Genomic DNA, 15,820 nt, shown 5'->3' on the forward strand with positions numbered 1-15,820 from the left:
GTCCGAAGGAAGGATTACTGGGCGGTGCCGAGCAGGTAATCCAGGTCAATGACGGTCTGGTTGTGCTGCAGCACGGCATCGAGGTAGGCCGTGCGCACGCTCAGGGCGCGCTCCAGGTTGAGCAGCAACTCGGAATAGGTGGTTTCGCCGGCTTTGTAGGACAGCTGGCTTAGCCGGACAATCGCGGCGGCCTGGGGCAAGGCCGTTTGCTCGTAAAACCGCACGCGCCGCTGCTGCTCCTGCAGGCGCGTGCGGAGCTCGTCCAGCTGGGCCGCCGCTTCGGCCCGGTAGCGCTGGTAGGTGGCCGCGGCCACCTGCTCCTGCAGCTGGGCCGCCTGCACGCGGGCGCGCTGCGGCCCCCGCACCAACGGTAGGGCCACCCCAGCCTGCACGCTGTGGAACCGGTCACCGGGCCCGTAGGTCACGGGGCGGCCGCCTTCCTCGTAGACGCCGCGCAGCGACTGGTTCGTATAGCCCACGCTTACCTCGGGCAGGCCCCGGGCCCGTTCCAGCCGCGTTTCGGCCCGTCGCTCGGCTATCTGCTGCTGCAGGGCTCGGGCCTGGGGCGTGGCCGCCAAGCGGGCGGTGTCGGCGGGGGGAGGGGGCAGTAACTGCAGGGTGCTGTCGGCGACGGTAATGGCCTGCGGGGCCTGCAGCAGCGCCTGCAGTTGCCGTTGGGCCACCACCAGGTCGGCGCGACTCTGGGCCAGCAGGTTCTGGGTTTCGCCCTGCTGGATGATGGCGTTGGCCGGTTCCAGTCGGTTCACCTCGCCGGTTTTAAACCGCAACTGCGCTGCCCGCAGAAACTCGGAATAGATGCTGTCCTGCCCGCGCAGGGTGCGCAGGCGGTGGCGGGCGTAGACCGCCTGCTCGTAGCTGCGGCGCACTTGCCGGCGCAACTCGGCCTGTACCTGTGCCAGCTGCTGCTCCCGCCCCGCAACCTGCGCCTGGCTCAGGCCGGCCTGCGCGCGGTAGTACCCGGGCAGCGCCAGCGACTGCCCAATGCTCACCACGTTGTCGGGCTGGGGCGAATTGATGGAGCCGTACGTGCCGACGAGGGTGGTGCGGCCCACGTCGTAAGCCGTGCGGCGCAGGGCCTGCTGGGCTTCCAACGCGCGTTGCGCGGCCTGCACCGTGCCGTTGGCTTGCAGGGCTTGCCTGACGGCCTGGGTGGCCGACAGAGGACCCTGGGCCCGCGCTGGCGAACCCGTCAGCACCCCGCCAAGCAAGCCCAGGAACAGGACCAGGGAAGCCGGCAGGACCGGGGCCGGCGTTGGCTTTTCGGCCGGCTGGGCGATGCGCTCGGACCACGCGTAGAGCACCGGCAGCACCAGCAAGGTCAGCAGGGTGGCCGTGACCAAGCCGCCAATCACGACGGTGGCCAGCGGCCGTTGCACTTCCGCCCCCGCCGATTGCGACAGGGCCATGGGCAGAAAACCCAGCGAGGCCACCGTGGCCGTCATTAGCACCGGGCGCAGGCGCACCTGCGTGCCTTCCAGAATGCGCTGGTAGACGTTTTGGCGGCCTTCGGCTTTGAGCTGGTTGAAATAGCCGATGAGCACGATGCCGTTGAGCACGGCCACCCCGAACAGGGCAATGAAGCCGACCCCGGCGGAGATGCTGAACGGCATGCCCCGCAGCCACAGGGCCAGCACCCCGCCGATGGCCGAGAGCGGAATGGCCGTAAAAATCAGCACCGACTGCTTCAGCGACCGGAACGTGAAGAACAGGAGCACAAAAATCAACAGCAGGGCCACGGGCACGGCGATGCCCAAGCGCTCGGTGGCCTGGCGCAGGTTCTCGAACTGCCCGCCGTAGGTGGTGTAGTAGCCCGGGGCCAGCGGCAGCTGCGCATCGACCTTGCCCTGCAGCTCCCGCACGACGCTTTCCACGTCGCGGCCGCGCACGTTGAAGGCCACCGTGATGCGGCGCTTGGCGTCGTCGCGCTGGATTTGGTTGGGGCCCTCCTGCAGGTCCACCGTGGCCACCTGTTCCAGCGGTATCTGCTCGCCGCGGGGCGTGGCCACCAGCAGCTGCCGCACGTTGTTGATGTTCTGGCGCAGCTCCGGGGCCAGGCGCAGCACCACGTCGAACCGGCGCTCCTGCTCGAAGAGCTGGCCGGCGGTCTGGCCGGCGAAGGCGGTTTGCACGGTGCGGTTCACGTCCTCGGCGTTCAGGCCGAAGCGGGCCAGGCGGTTGCGGTCGAGCTTGACCACGATTTGCGGCAGGCCGGTAACCTGCTCCACGTACACGTCTTCGGCCCCTTCCACCTGCCGGACCAGGCGGGCCGCGCGCTGGGCGTAGGCTCCCAGCAGCTGCAGGTCTTCGCCGTAGATTTTGAGCACCACGTCCTGCTTGGCGCCGCTGATGAGCTCGTTGAAGCGCATCTGGATGGGCTGCTGGAAGCCGAAGGTCACGCCCGGAATCACGCGCAGCGCCTCGGCCATCCGCTCGGCCAGCTCTTCCTGGGTGCGGGCCGAGGTCCACTTGCGCGGGTCTTTCTCCAGGATAACCATCAGGTCGCCACCTTCCACCGGCATGGGGTCGGTGGGAATTTCGGCGGCGCCGATTTTGGTGACCACCTCCTTGACTTCGGGAAACTGCCGCTGCAGAATGGCGGCGGCCTGCTGGCTTTTGTCGATGGTGTAGCTCAGCGAGGAGCCGGTGAGCGTGCGCATCTCCACGGCAAAGTCGCCTTCCGAGAGCTGCGGGATGAACTCCCCGCCCAGGGTGCGAAACAGCAGCAGTGCCCCGGCAAAGAGTACGGCGGCCGAGCCCAGCACCAGGGCCTGGCGGCGCAGCGCCCACGCCAGCACCGGGCGGTAGCGGGCTTCGAGCCAGCGCATCATGCGGTCGGAGAACGTGCGCGTGCTGGCCGTGGAGCGGCTCAGCACCAGCGCCGACATCATCGGTACGTAGGTCAGGGAGAGGATGAAGGCGCCGATGATGGCAAAAGCCACGGTTTCAGCCATGGGGCGAAACATCTTGCCCTCAATGCCGGCCAAGGCCAACAGGGGCAGGTACACAATCAGGATGATGATTTCCCCAAAGGCGGCGGAGGAACGAATCTTGCTGGCCGCGTGGTAGGTTTCCTCGTCCATCTGGGCGGCATTCAGGCGGCCCGCCGGCACCTGCAGCTGCCCGCCGTGCAGGCGGTGCACGATGGCTTCGACGATAATCACGGCCCCGTCCACCACCAGGCCGAAGTCGATGGCGCCGAGCGAGAGCAGGTTGCCCGACACGCCGAACAAGCGCATCAGGCCGATGGCAAAGAGCATGGCCAGCGGAATGACCGAGGCCACCACCAGGCCGGCCCGCCAGTTGCCGAGGAAGAGCACCAGCACGAAGATGACGATGAGCGCGCCCTCAATCAGGTTGGTTTTCACGGTCCCGATGGCACGGCCCACCAGGTCGGAGCGGTCCAGGTACACGTCGATGGTGACGCCTTCGGGCAGGGACTTGCGCACGGTCTGCATCCGCTGCTTCACGGCCTGGATGACCTCGTTGGCGTTGGCCCCTTTGAGCATGAGCACGATGCCGCCGGTGACCTCTCCCTCGTCGTTGCGGGTCATGGCCCCGTAGCGCACCGCCGAGCCCACGCGCACGTCGGCCACGTCACGCACGAGCACGGGCAGCCCGCCCTGGGTGGTGCGCACGACGATGTTGCCCAGGTCGGCGGCATTCTCGGCCAAGCCCTCGGTGCGGATAAAGTAGGCCGTGGGCTTCTGGTCCAGGTAGGCCCCGCCGGCGTTCTGGTTGTTGGCGGCCACGGCCTGGTACACCTGCTCGGTGGTGACGTTCAACGCGCGCAGGCGCGCCGGGTCCAACCGGACTTCGTACTGCTTGAGCTGGCCGCCGAAGCTGGCGACGTCGGCCACGCCGGGCGTGCCCAGCAGCTGGCGCCGCACTATCCAGTCCTGAATGGTGCGCAGCTCGCGGGCGTCGTAGCGCTTCTCGTAGCCGGGCTTGGCCCGCACCAGGTACTGGTACACCTCGCCCAGCCCGGTGCTGACGGGCGCCAGCTCCGGCCGGCCGACGCTGGGCGGAATCTGGCTTTCCGCCTCGCGCAGGCGCTCGGCCACCTGCTGGCGGGCCCAGTAAATGTCAATCTGGTCCTCGAAGACGATGGTGACCACCGACAGGCCGAAGCGCGAAAACGAGCGCACTTCCTCGCGGCCGGGAATCGTGGCCACGCTCTGCTCGACGGGAAAGGACACCAGGCGCTCGATGTCGCCGGCGGCCAGCGACGGGGCCACCGTGTAGACAACGACCTGGTTGGTGGTAATGTCGGGCACCGCGTCAATCGGCAGCCGACTCAGCGAGTAGCCGCCCCAGACGACCAGCGCCAGCGTCAGCAGCCCGATGATGAGCTTGTTATGAATGGAAAAATGAATCAGCCGGTCAAACATCCGTTGCTGTGGGGGTTAGGTCTAACACTTCGGTCACGACCTGCTGGCCCCGGCCCAGGGCGGCGGGGCACGTGGCACTTCCGCGGCATATGGCTGCCACGAGCATATGCCGGCAGTCTGAACACGCGCACGTGCTCAGGCTACCTGAAGGAAGTCAGCAGGAAGAATAGGGAAGGGCTAGGCCTGGGGCGGCTGCCACACGGCCCCGGATGCCCGCGTTGGAGCGGCTACCACGAGAAAGGCGTGGCGCTGGGCCTCGGACCAGTCCGGCAGGGCGGCTTGCGGCAGGACCGGGGTAGCCGGTACCGGCATGACCACGCCGGGGCAGCAGTGGCACTGGCACAGCGGGGAGCACCAATCCCCCAGTGCATCCGTGCCGCCGTCGGCATGCGACGCCGCGGCGATGGTGGTGTGCGCCTGGTCCTGGGACACCGGCACTTCGTCGGTGCAGGTCATCGTCGACAGGCACGCGAAGTAAAAGGCGAAAAACAGGGACAACAGACGCATGAGGGCAAAGGTAACGACAGCTGGTAATTGTCGGCTACCGCTTGTACCCGCTTCGGTCGGCAAAGGTTCCTGATTGAGCTGCGCGGAACTTCCCCGTACAGTGCCGAAACCGAGTAACTTCAACAGCAAAAGCAACCTGGCCCCCGCCCTTATCCCAGCAGCATGAGCTTGTTTACGGATGTAGCTGATATCCTTGCCCATCTTGAGCTGTGCTACCAGCTGTTCCCGTGGCTCCGCGGGGTTATCGGCGCCAAAGTGGTGAGGATGTGGACCGGCACGCTGCGCTCCCAGCGTAGCCCGGATGATTTTCTAGGCGGGAACGGCGAAAAGCTGAATCTGCTGAATGTATCGGTTATGACCGGGTACAGCATCCGGACTGGGCGAGACGACGCCCTTTTTGCGCACTACAGACGGCTGCTGCGGAAGCTGGAAGTATACTTGCGGGCTTTTCCTGAACTACCGGCCGAGAAGCGCTTCCTGGAAAAGATAACAAACCTGGAAGGCCTGTACTTCTTGGCTACCATGAGCGAGCTTTCGCTGGCGTATGCGCTGCACCAGCGGGGGTATAGGGTGAGCTTCGAAACGAAATTCAAGCTGCTGACAACGCTCAAAAAGCGGGACATTGACCTGAGCGTGCAGACGGCCAGGGGCAATACCTTTCACGTGGAAGTGTACATGCCCAACAAGCTCCTCGAGGCGGACAGCGCGAGCGAGCAGGAGTCCGATGAGTACCCGCTGAAAGTTATCGACCTGAAGCAGGATGACGAGAGCTTCGAGCTCAAAATCAGAAATAAGCTGGCCGATAAATTCGGCCAGGATGGCCACAGCGGATTGAATGGGCGGGTATTCCTGGCCGTGAACAAAGTGTTCATGGATGTGCTCCATCTCAAAGCGTTGCTGGCGCCTGACACCGACGACTTTCGGGCGCTCCTGCCGCTGCTGCCCCAAGGCGTTGACGGCTTGCTCGTGTTCGAGGACAGCTTTGAATCAGATTCTTCCCTTAAGATTGATTGCCTGCTTCGAAAGCGTTTGTCCGCTTCTTACGGGCATCCTGACACGGCTAAGGCACGCACTTAGCTGACCAAGAGCAGGTCTTCCAGGCGGGTGGTGTATTGCGGCGTGCGCCACTGGGCTTGCCCCTCCCAGGGCGCGCGAGCCTGGCTGGGGGGCAACACCAGCGCAGCCAGCTTCACGGTGCCTTTGCCAAAGCGACGGTTCAACGCATCGAGCTCGGCCATTAACTTGGCCCGTTTTTCCGAAACGGGCGCGGGTTCAAACAGGGTGAGCTGTGGTTGTCCTTCCGGCTCCAAGCCGTCGAGTATCACGCCGGCCTTGGTGTAGCGGTTGCCCGGCTGCCAGAGGCGTTTTAGTGCTGCCCGGGCAAAGCGGACCAGCTCAAGGGTGTCATTGGTTGTAGTTGGCAGCGTGAGCACGGCGGAGCAGGAATACGGGGGCGGCTCCAGCCCGTAGCGGCTTTTGCTTAGAAAGACGGTCATCAGATGCGCCGCGTCGCCCTGCCGGCGCAGCTTCTCTGCGGCCCGGGAGGCAAAGGCGCTGACGGCACCCATCACATCGGGGAAATCGGTCAGCGGCCGGCCAAAGGTGCGCGAGCAGCACAGCGTACGGCGCGACAAGGTACCGTCTTCGCTGGGCGCCAGTCCCTGGCAGGGATAGCCCTGCAACTCGCGCACAAGACGAGCCCCTACCACGCCGCCCAGGTGCCTGCGGGCAAAGGCCTCCGAGCAGCCGGCCAGCCCAGCCGCCGTGGTAATGCCGGCGGCATGCAGCTTCTGGGCATACTGCCGGCCAATGCCCCAGACATCTTCCACCCCCACCTGCTCCAGGGCCCAGTGGCGGCGCTCGGCCGTATCGAGGTAGCATACCCCGCCCATCTCCGGGTTTTTCTTGGCCAGACGGTTGGCCAGCTTGGCCAGGGTTTTGGTGGGGGCGATGCCCACGCAGGTAGGGATGCCGGTGCGGGCCAGCACGTTGGCGCGCACGGTGCGGGCAAAGGTGTCGAGGCTGCTGACCACGAAGCGCTCCATGCCGTGCAGGTCGAGAAAGGCCTCGTCAATGGAGTAAATTTCCACCGCCGGCGCTACCTGGCTCAGGTACCACATCACCCGGCGCGACATGTCGCCGTAGAGGGCGTAGTTGCTGGAAAATACGGCCACGTTGTGTTGCTCCAGCAGAGGCTTGACCTGAAAATAGGGCTCCCCCATTTGCAGGCCCAGGGCCTTGGCCTCCGCGCTGCGGGATATCAAACACCCGTCGTTATTCGACAGGACCACCACGGGCCGGCCTTCGAGCCGGGGCTGAAAAACCCGCTCGCAGCTCACGTAGAAGTTGTTGCAATCAACTAAGGCGTACATAGCTAGTCGCGGGTGCGCAGCAAGGCCGCCAGTTTACCGGGAACCAGCTCGTGCAGCACGTGGGTGACCACGCCCCAGATGCGCACGGCGCCCGCGTCGTGAATCTCCCAGGGCTGGTAGTCCGGGTTCTCCGGCTTAAGCCACCAGGTGCCGTGCTCGCACACCAAGCGCTTGACGGTGCACTCCCCGTCCACCACGGCTACCACGATGTGGTTGTGGTCGGCTTCCATCTGCTTGTCCACGGCCAGCAGGTCGCCCTCGTGAATCTCGGCGTTTTTCATGCTCTCCCCGCTTACCCGCACCAGGTACGTGGCATCGGGGTGGCGCAGGAGCAGGCGGTTCAGGTCAAACAGCTCATCGGTGTAATCGGACGCCGGCGAGGGAAAGCCGGCGGACACCGAACAGCTAAAAAGAGGAAGCAGAAACGGGGTTTGGGAGTCGTGGACCGGGATTAATTCGACGTTGCGCATGGGTGGTGTAGCATAGGCGTGGCCACAATAATACGTGCTGCTAATAAAATTAGTAGAAACAAGGCTAAAAATTGTAGCCGGAAGTTGGGAAAGGCTACCGGCACTACCCCGGGTGTTACCCAGTCACGCCCCCCTCCGAACCGAACAGGCAAGTTGACTGGCCGAAGGCTCATCAACCTACACTGCCGCTTATAAAAAGTGGTTTTTAAGCTGCTGTCACACCGTCATTTCGGCGCAGCTACAAAGGGGCAGTGGGGGAAAGAAGGAGGTGTAAAAAGAGCAAAAAGATATAATAAATAGAGCAAAAAGAAAACTATAAGGGTGCTTTTTTCGTTTAATAAGTATAATAAACGCCCACGAAAACAGCGCTTTATCATGAAAAAGACCCGCAAGAACGCCGCCCGTACCGCTACTCCCCGCCCCGACGTTTACCAGATTGTAACCGACCGCATTGTGGCCGCGCTGGAAGGCGGCATCATTCCGTGGCGCAAGCCGTGGAACGCGGTGTATGGTTTGCCCCGCAACTACGCCACGGGTGCGGCTTACACGGGCATCAACGCCTTTCTGCTGCACTTCAGCGGCGCGCTGCCTTTCTTTTTAACCTTCAAGCAGGCCCTGGCCCTGGGCGGTAACGTGCGCAAGGGCGCCAAGGGGCACCCGGTGGTGTACTACAACGTGTCGGTACGCGAGAACGAGCAAACCGGCAAGGAAGAAAAAACACCTTTCCTGAAGTACTACACCGTGTTTTCAGTAGAGGACATCGAAAATATTGACTTTGTGCTGCCCGCGGTGGAACGCCACGCGCACACGCCCATTGAGGCGGCCGAGGCCATTGTGCGCAACTGGGACGGGCGCCCGGCCATTGAACACCTGCACCAGCGGGCATACTACTCCCCGGCGCTCGACCTGGTGAACATGCCGGAGCGGGACACCTTCACCACCGCCGAAGGCTACTACGCGACCCTGTTTCACGAGCTGACCCACAGCACCGGCCACGCCTCGCGGCTAGACCGGCCGGACCTGACCGCCGGCGAAGGCAAGCGCTCGGCCAGCTACGCCCGTGAAGAACTGACGGCCGAAATGGGCGCCTCGTTCCTGTGCGCCGCCGCTGGCTTGGATACGGTGCAGACCGAAGAAAACGCTGTGGCCTACATCCAGTCTTGGCTGGAGCGTCTGAAAAACGACAAAAAGCTGGTGCTGCAGGCGGCCAGCAAGGCTCAGCGCGCCGCCAAGCTTATTTTGGGTGTGGTCGAGGAGGGCGAGCCGGTGGCCGCTCCCGCGCCGCCCCGGGTGGTGGAGCTGGTACCCGAAGAAGACGAAGTGAGCCAACAGTACAGAGCGGCTGAACTCAGCTGGCTAGCGGCCGCATAAGCCCCGGTCGGGCAGCCGCGGCCGGCGGCTGCCCACCTGGCTGGTTGCTTTTTCACCCTCTTCTCCCCTACCGCCCCATGAATGCAAGTGAAGCCCCCGTTTTCGGGGACCCCGATTGGAACCACTACCGCGCGCGGGTAGCCGCCGTGCTCACCGACATCGAAGCTGATATGCAGCAGCGCGGTTACGGCCTGAGCAGCGAAGGCCTCACGCTCGAAGTAGCCGAGCGCCTGCCGGTGGGGGTGGCCACCATTGAAGACTTTCAGGTGCTTGACGCGCTGGTCAACGCCCTGCGGCCCTTGGCCCGCGAAGCCGTACGCGCCACCCGCGAAGACCAGGCCGGGCAGTACCGCCTGTTGCTGCTTTGAGGGGCTCCCGCCATTCACGCTATTTCCATTCGTATGCCCGCAGCCCAGCAGTTAACCGTCGGCGACGCCGTGCTCTACCCCCGCGAGCACGCGGTGGGCCTCATCTACGAAGTCTACGAGCGCGGCCCGGGAGAGCGGCCCGGCGTGCAGCTGCTGCTCAGCCGGGGCGGGCGCGACCTGAGCGGCTTCAGCGCCGAGGAGGCCGACCAGTTCCTGGTACCCCTGGGGCATACGGGCCTGCGCTACGAGTTTACCCACGTGGGCCAGCTGCACGCCGACTACCGCCGCGGCCATTTCGCCGCCTTTGCCACGGCCCGGCTGCTGGCCGGCTTTCAGGACCCGCGCTACCTGGCCGTGCCCTGAACGACCCTGCTACCCGCGCTTTCCCTAACGTTTACCCTCTTCCCATGCCCCAGCAACCCAACTCCGCCGCCCTCTCCAACCCGTTTCCTCCGCAGCAGGCCTACCTGGCCATTGAGCAGCAACCCGTCAATGCGGCCGAACAACGCCGCCTGCTGGCCCTGCGCCGGCACGTGCAGGCTCACACCCATACCACCGATTTGCGCGGGCTGGCGGGGGCGGTGAAGAAGCTCTTGGGTCCCGGCTACGAGGTGGGCTGCGGCAGCGCCCACATCTGGGTGCAGCGCGCCGGCGAGCAGCAGCGCCTGGCCGTCGTGGCCGACCGGCTGACAACGGCTTACCGCGACTGGTTTGAGCCTCTACCCGACCCTCCCGCTACCAGCCGTACCTCCCGCCGGCGCCTTTCCGGCGGGCTGCTTGACGCCGGTCCCGAGCAATCTTGAGTTCCAGCCGTGTCCCAACAAACAAGCGCAGCCGCCAAACTCGGCGGCTGCGCTTGTTTGTTGGGACACCTAATGCGGGCAGTGGGGCAAAGAAGACTGATTAAAAAGAGCAAAAAGATACATAAAATAGGTAAAAAAGAGAACGAGCGGAGCGGTTGTTTCGTTTAATATACAGAGGCAAGCATCAATAAATCAGCTCTGTATTATGGAAAATGCGCCCCGTTCAATTGTCGCCAAACCGTTGCTTTTCAGCCTGCACAACACTGAGTTGGTGAGGCCCGAGGGCGCCAACTTCCCGCTGCCGCCCCGCCTGTTTCTGCGCACCGCGCCCGGCCAGCCCGCGCACATTGTGGCCCTGTGTGGCACCACGGGCAAGCTCTTTCCGACGACGAGCTACGATGGCGGCCCGTTCCAGGTAGTAGGCGGTGCTGCCTACGCCACTCGCCAGGCCCTCGGGACGTATTTCCTGACCCAGCACGCGGGCATGCTGCCCGCCGAGGGGGCCGCCACGCTGCTGGGCGTGGACGGCAGCACCCGCGAGCTACGCCCCGAAAAGGGCCGCAAAAGCTTTGGCCTGGCCCAACTGTACGCCGCGCTGGAAGCCAACTACATCGACGTGCACTGCCCCCAGCATGGGCCTTACGAGGGCTACATCCTGGTGTTTGACGACGAGGGCAAAGACCGCCGGCGCCCCATCAACCCGCTGGCCACGGCCCTGTGGTACGAAACCTACCCCCTGGAGCACTATTCGCCCGTCGACGTAGTGGCCGGTCCGGTGCTGCTGATGAAGTCCGCTTTGCTGCGCTGAACCCAGCGCGGGAGCCGCTCCGGTACCGGAGCGGCTCCCGCGCTGCCTGCCCGTTTCACTCCTCACCGCTTACCGCCGATGCCTGCTACTTCGAATACATCCATTGCCTCCGCTACCGGCCTCTGCCCTCAACTGGAGGCCCTGCGCACGGAACTGCGCTGCATCCTGCAGCACCCGGCCATTGCGCCGGCTCGCCGGCAGGCCGCCGAAGCGTTTATGCGCCGGTGCACCGATGCGGCCCGACTAGAACGGTGGCTGGCCCTGGCCGTGACCGAGTGTGGGCGCTGGGAAGAGCAAACGCTGGCCTCAGAAGACGGGCCCGAAAGAAAAAGAAATTATAGCCAAGTGAGCAGCTAGCACGTAGACAGGCTACCTTTCGCGCTTTATTCTGTGCCTTTTTAGCCTTTCTTCCATGCCTAAAGTGCCCTCCCCCACCGTGGCTTTCACCGAGCCCCTGACCAGCCCGCCGCGCGTACACCACCCCGCCACCCTGGCCGAGTTGCTGGAAGTTGCCGGTACGCGCAAGCGCATCGTGGAAGCCTGGGGCGTGTCGGCCCGTACCTACGACACCCGCAAGCGCAGCCCCGGTACCTGCACCGTCGGCGAACTGCAGCAGCTGGCGCGGGTGCTCAATGTCTCCGAAGAGGACCTCTTTGCCGTCGTGCGCGCTGAAGCGGCCGCGGAGTAAGGGGTATCAATGGGCAACAAATCATGCCCCGTGCCCGGTGCCGGGATGATTAACCGCTCTGAGCCTAGCTTTGAGCTGGATGTTATTTCCCGCGACCCTTCCGGTATGGTTTCTGACGCTCAAATCGAGATGAAAATCAAGGAGTTTAAAGCCTGGGTTAATCTCCCGGCTTATGATAGCATTCTCGAAGCACTCATCAGAAATTCCTACGCGCAGAACATCGGGCTTTCCCTGTACGACAAGGACTGGTCCACCTGTAGTGCTACGACACTCCCCGATGGGAGACGGGCCTTTTATCTCTGGATAAAGAAAGAGCCCCGTTTTGGCAGCAAAAGGGAAGTGATTTTTGACATCATGCACGAATCGGGGCACGCCCATGATGACGTTGACCGGCCATTACCCGGTACTCGCGACCGTGACCCGGTAGCGGAGAGAGGGCGGGAGCTTCGGGCTTGGGCTTATGCTGACGAGCAGTTCGACGCATTCCCCGACGACCTGGCGGATGCCCAGCCCGAATACGAAGCATATAAGCGGGGGTGCCTGGCAACGTATCCGGCTCCACTTTAGCCATTGCGGCCTACGCGCTCCGTGCTGGTAAACGGCCTGCGAGCTGTTCTGCCGGTTACTGCGCCGCCTCGAAGGCGCCCGCCATCAGCTCCTGCTCGGTGCGCGAGACCTGATACCGGCTGGCCACGTCCGGCCATTGCCGCACCGCGGCCACAACCTGCGCGAGCACCGTTTCGGCCTGTGCGGCCGACAGGCGGAAGTAGGGGGCTACCTCCCGGGCCAGGTCAAGGTCGAGCGCATTGTCTGTTTCGGAGATGTTGAGCTTGAGGCCCTGCCCGTAGCGGATGGGGTTCAGGTCGAACGCCGGCGCGAGGCGCCAGCCCCGGGGCGTGAGCAGAAAGCCGTGGTTGCGCAGGTGGTCGTCGGTGTTCGAGACGCAGATGTTGAACACGATGCGCCGCCAGAGCTCCGTCAGGTCCCCGGCCACCTGGGCGCCCTGCTGGATGAGCAGGCCCGCCAGTTCCAGGTAGCTGGCCCCGTCCTGGTGGTCCGTGCCGTCCTGGTAGCCCAGCAGGGTCATAGCCGAGGCAAAGTGCAGCCGCTCGCCGGTGGCCGTGCGGTCAAAGCGCTGGGAAAGGAAGGTGTGGTGGCGGCTGTTGAAGCGCTGGGCCCGGCCGGTGGCCACCTGCAGGCCGGCGGCCTGGGCCAACTCGTTCACGACGGCTTCCCAGGCGCCGACGTCGTGCTCGTCCTGCCCGCTGGGGAACTTGGCAATCCACAATTGTCCGTGCTCGTCCACCACGCTGGCCTTGGGCCGCGCCCCGCCCAGTGAGGAGCCAGGCGCGACCAGCATAAACAGCCACTTAAGGTAGTCCGGGTCCTGGGGCGCGTCCACCCGCTCCAGCTGCAAGCTGGCGTATTCCAACTCCCGCAGGGACGTCCACGGCGGGGCCGCCATGGCCCGGTTGTCGTTGAGAAACGGGCCGGCCGGGTCGGTTTTGAAACGCAGCCCGCCCATGCGGTGGCCATCGAAGACCCCCAGCAGGTAGTCCGATTCGAGCAGCGGCCGCTCGCGGCGCTCCTCCTGCCGGGCCAGGGCGGCTTCGCGCCGGCGCATGAGCAGCCGCCCCCAGCGGTCGGGCGAGGAATCCAGGAACAGGCCAAAGTTGGACTGGTCTTCCGGCAGGTACTGCGGCCCGGCAAACAGCTGCAGCGCCGGGTCAAGCGCCTGGGCCTGCGGCTGGGCCAGCCACTGCGCGTCGTAGGCAAAGGAAAACACTTCTTTGCCCCGCACCGGCACGGCCGAGAGCGTGCCCATCAGCTGCGGTCCATCGGCCAGACCCTGCCAGTCGGCGTACACGTAGAGCTGGCGGCGTTCAGCGGTTTTGGCCATGGAACTACTCGCCAGCAGATTGTTTCGGGGCGCGGGCGCTAACCACCAGTTCGGCATCCTGCAGCTTGCGGCCCAATACGTCGTCGGCTGCCAGCTGGAGCAGGGTTTTTTCCAGCCCCAGCACGAACAGCACCTGCAGGTAGGCCCCCATGCTCACCGTGGCAGCGCCCTGCTCGATGGCGTGCAGGGTGTTGCGGCTGATGGCCGCGCGCTCCGCCACCCGGGCCGCGCTGAGCTTGCGGCGCAGGCGGGCCAGGCGGATGTTTTCCCCCGTCTGCGTCAGCAGCTGCTGCAATCGTGGTAACAGGACAACGGATTCTTTTGGCATAATGCGCAATATGATGAGCAAAAATACCTGATAGCGCCCAATTTATTGCGCATTATTTTAATTGCCGCCGTTGCCCATGTCCCGCAACCGGTTGTACTGGCAGCGGTATAAAACCTGTGGCTTTTTTCCCTGACTACGACGACGCTCACCATTAGCTACGGCGCACCAGCCGAAGGCAAGCACCTAGCGCAACCCGCAGATTTTCAAAAACAGCCCACCCGGATTTTTAGTCGCCTTGACCTTATCGGTTTTCAGCTGGTAGGTGAACTTGAACAGCTGGTCCAGGTGCTTGGCATCCCCGAGGATGGTGGCCACCAGCTGCGGCTGGGTAATGCCCAGCGCGTCCAGGTGCTGCCGGGCAGCGAAGGCCCGGGCGTCCTCAGCCGGCTGCTCGAACGGGATGGGCAGCTGCTGGGGGTGCTGGCGGGCGATGGTGAAGCGCACCGCGTCGTAGGCCCTGCCCTTCTTGACCAGCTCGTAGTCAATCTTGAGGTCGGTGTGCTCGCTGACCTGGCGCACGGCAATGTCGAGCACCCGGGCTTTAAGTTGGCTGATGTTCTGAAACAGCTCCGGCTCCTTGCCCTTGGGGTCTTTCAGGTGCAGCATCTGCTTGAACTCGTCCAGTGGGTAGGTACGGGTCGAGGTTTTGTCCTTCCATTGGCTCACCAGCTGGTAGATGCGCTTGGCGTACTTGCTGCTCAGCTTCAGGGCCGAGTGCAGCTGGTAGGACGTAAAATTTTCCTTGAGGTTGAACAGGTAGGGGCGAATTGGCGCCGCCAGCTGAATCTGCAGGCAGCCTTTGCCCTTGATGTACTCCACGCGCTGAAACATCCACAGCTGCTGGTAGGTGCGCTCGCTTTCCACCTCGAACATCCGCGAGCCCATGTCGGCCGTCGCTTCGCGCAGCTGCTGGTAGTTCCACTGCCGCCCGGTCAGCGCTTCCACATCCTTCACGTAAATCGTGTATTCTTGGTCGGCCGTGTCGTCCCGGCGTAGCCGGGAGAGCAGGTAGAAGAATATGTCGAGCTGGCAAGCGGTGTAGTCGTAGCGCGCCTGGGTGATGGCATTGTGCTGGCGAACAACGGGGGTGGGCTCCACCACCACAACGGCAGTTTCTTCGGGCTTCATAGGGTAGCAGATACGGACGCGGGATAAGGCAAATGTAAGCCCGCAGAGGATAAAAAACCACAGTGGTAATTGAACGTGGTTTTTGGCTTATAAAACGTGGTCTTTAGGCTTATAAAACGTGAGAGTTCGCTTATAAAACGTGGTAATAAAAGGTATAAAAAGTGGTTTTTCGCTTATAAAAAGTGGTTTTATACCATTATATACTACTGTGTATCAGCGAGTTATGAGCCCTACAAATAGAACAAGTAATAGCAAATAACTCACAAAGGTTGATGTTACCCCCCTCGATAAGCTTTTAGATGGTCGGCTGCAAACCACCAGCCAAACAAACAAGAAAACAACACAACGAACAGAAGAAAACAGACGTCATTAAGGGATTGCACTTTTTTAAGACGTTAGTTACTGATTCAAAGTTAATCTCACGTTTTATAAGCGAATACAGCTTCTCGAAGCCGAGACGGGAATCGGTGCTCTGCACCACTTTTTATAAGTCATTCCAACTTTTTTCAAGGTCAAACAGATGCTTACTAACTTTTTGCTAACTATTAGCTAACAATGAATTACCACTTTTTATAAGTCCCTGCAGTGCTCCCAGCGGCCAACTAGCACGTTTTATAAGCGCAACCCCAGGCCTCTATCCGCAGTAAATGCCCTCTTTTTGCCCTGGG

The 15,820-nt window shown here is 63.1% G+C and carries 16 protein-coding genes; 9 read left to right on the plus strand and 7 right to left on the minus strand.

Annotated elements, in window-relative coordinates; genetic code table 11:
* Nucleotides 1–14: 14 nt before the first annotated feature.
* The gene (locus tag OIS50_RS20180) at nt 15–4,409 is read right to left on the minus strand and encodes a CusA/CzcA family heavy metal efflux RND transporter (RefSeq protein ID WP_264694773.1); all 4,395 of its coding nucleotides are present in this window, start codon (nt 4,407–4,409) and stop codon (nt 15–17) included.
* Between the two features lie 177 nt (nt 4,410–4,586).
* Nucleotides 4,587–4,916, minus strand: a complete 330-nt coding sequence (locus OIS50_RS20185) for a DUF6660 family protein (RefSeq protein ID WP_183405467.1) — start codon at nt 4,914–4,916, stop codon at nt 4,587–4,589.
* Between the two features lie 162 nt (nt 4,917–5,078).
* Between OIS50_RS20185 and OIS50_RS20190 the strand changes: the two genes are divergently transcribed.
* Nucleotides 5,079–5,993: a hypothetical protein gene (locus tag OIS50_RS20190; RefSeq protein ID WP_264694776.1), complete on the plus strand. Its 915-nt coding sequence runs from the start codon at nt 5,079–5,081 to the stop codon at nt 5,991–5,993.
* Here the strand turns inward: OIS50_RS20190 and OIS50_RS20195 are convergent.
* Entirely contained in the window at nt 5,990–7,288 is a 1,299-nt protein-coding gene (locus OIS50_RS20195; protein ID WP_264694777.1) for a Y-family DNA polymerase, read from the minus strand. The two genes, OIS50_RS20190 and OIS50_RS20195, sit on opposite strands and share 4 nt — an antisense overlap.
* Nucleotides 7,289–7,290: 2 nt before the next feature.
* The gene (locus tag OIS50_RS20200) at nt 7,291–7,758 is read right to left on the minus strand and encodes a LexA family protein (protein WP_110980514.1); all 468 of its coding nucleotides are present in this window, start codon (nt 7,756–7,758) and stop codon (nt 7,291–7,293) included.
* Nucleotides 7,759–8,133: 375 nt separating this feature from the next.
* Between OIS50_RS20200 and OIS50_RS20205 the strand changes: the two genes are divergently transcribed.
* From OIS50_RS20205 to OIS50_RS20240, 8 genes are all read left to right on the plus strand, one after another.
* Complete coding sequence (locus OIS50_RS20205; RefSeq protein ID WP_264694780.1) at nt 8,134–9,129, plus strand: ArdC family protein; 996 nt, start codon at nt 8,134–8,136, stop codon at nt 9,127–9,129.
* Between the two features lie 77 nt (nt 9,130–9,206).
* Nucleotides 9,207–9,497 (plus strand): hypothetical protein, encoded by a 291-nt coding sequence (locus OIS50_RS20210; protein WP_227769175.1) that lies wholly within the window; start codon nt 9,207–9,209, stop codon nt 9,495–9,497.
* A 33-nt stretch (nt 9,498–9,530) separates the two neighbouring features.
* The gene (locus OIS50_RS20215) at nt 9,531–9,860 is read left to right on the plus strand and encodes a hypothetical protein (RefSeq protein ID WP_227769176.1); all 330 of its coding nucleotides are present in this window, start codon (nt 9,531–9,533) and stop codon (nt 9,858–9,860) included.
* Between the two features lie 44 nt (nt 9,861–9,904).
* A complete protein-coding gene (locus OIS50_RS20220; protein ID WP_227769177.1) occupies nt 9,905–10,300 on the plus strand; it encodes a hypothetical protein in 396 nt (131 codons plus the stop codon).
* A 241-nt stretch (nt 10,301–10,541) separates the two neighbouring features.
* Complete coding sequence (locus tag OIS50_RS20225; RefSeq protein ID WP_227769178.1) at nt 10,542–11,108, plus strand: hypothetical protein; 567 nt, start codon at nt 10,542–10,544, stop codon at nt 11,106–11,108.
* 78 nt (nt 11,109–11,186) lie between these two features.
* Complete coding sequence (locus OIS50_RS20230) at nt 11,187–11,465, plus strand: hypothetical protein (protein WP_227769179.1); 279 nt, start codon at nt 11,187–11,189, stop codon at nt 11,463–11,465.
* 55 nt (nt 11,466–11,520) lie between these two features.
* A complete protein-coding gene (locus OIS50_RS20235; protein ID WP_227769180.1) occupies nt 11,521–11,796 on the plus strand; it encodes a hypothetical protein in 276 nt (91 codons plus the stop codon).
* A 45-nt stretch (nt 11,797–11,841) separates the two neighbouring features.
* On the plus strand, nt 11,842–12,363 hold the full coding sequence (locus OIS50_RS20240; RefSeq protein WP_227769181.1) for a hypothetical protein: 522 nt from the start codon (nt 11,842–11,844) through the stop codon (nt 12,361–12,363).
* 55 nt (nt 12,364–12,418) lie between these two features.
* Here OIS50_RS20240 and OIS50_RS20245 read toward each other — a convergent pair whose 3' ends face one another.
* From OIS50_RS20245 to OIS50_RS20255, 3 genes are all read right to left on the minus strand, one after another.
* Nucleotides 12,419–13,696 (minus strand): type II toxin-antitoxin system HipA family toxin, encoded by a 1,278-nt coding sequence (locus OIS50_RS20245; RefSeq protein ID WP_227769182.1) that lies wholly within the window; start codon nt 13,694–13,696, stop codon nt 12,419–12,421.
* A gap of 4 nt (nt 13,697–13,700) precedes the next feature.
* Nucleotides 13,701–14,024, minus strand: a complete 324-nt coding sequence (locus OIS50_RS20250) for a helix-turn-helix domain-containing protein (RefSeq protein ID WP_227769183.1) — start codon at nt 14,022–14,024, stop codon at nt 13,701–13,703.
* Between the two features lie 183 nt (nt 14,025–14,207).
* Nucleotides 14,208–15,152, minus strand: a complete 945-nt coding sequence (locus OIS50_RS20255; protein ID WP_227769184.1) for a replication initiation protein — start codon at nt 15,150–15,152, stop codon at nt 14,208–14,210.
* Nucleotides 15,153–15,820 lie beyond the last annotated feature (668 nt).

This window comes from Hymenobacter sp. YIM 151858-1, from assembly GCF_025979705.1.
In the GTDB taxonomy this organism is placed as follows: Bacteria; Bacteroidota; Bacteroidia; order Cytophagales; family Hymenobacteraceae; genus Solirubrum.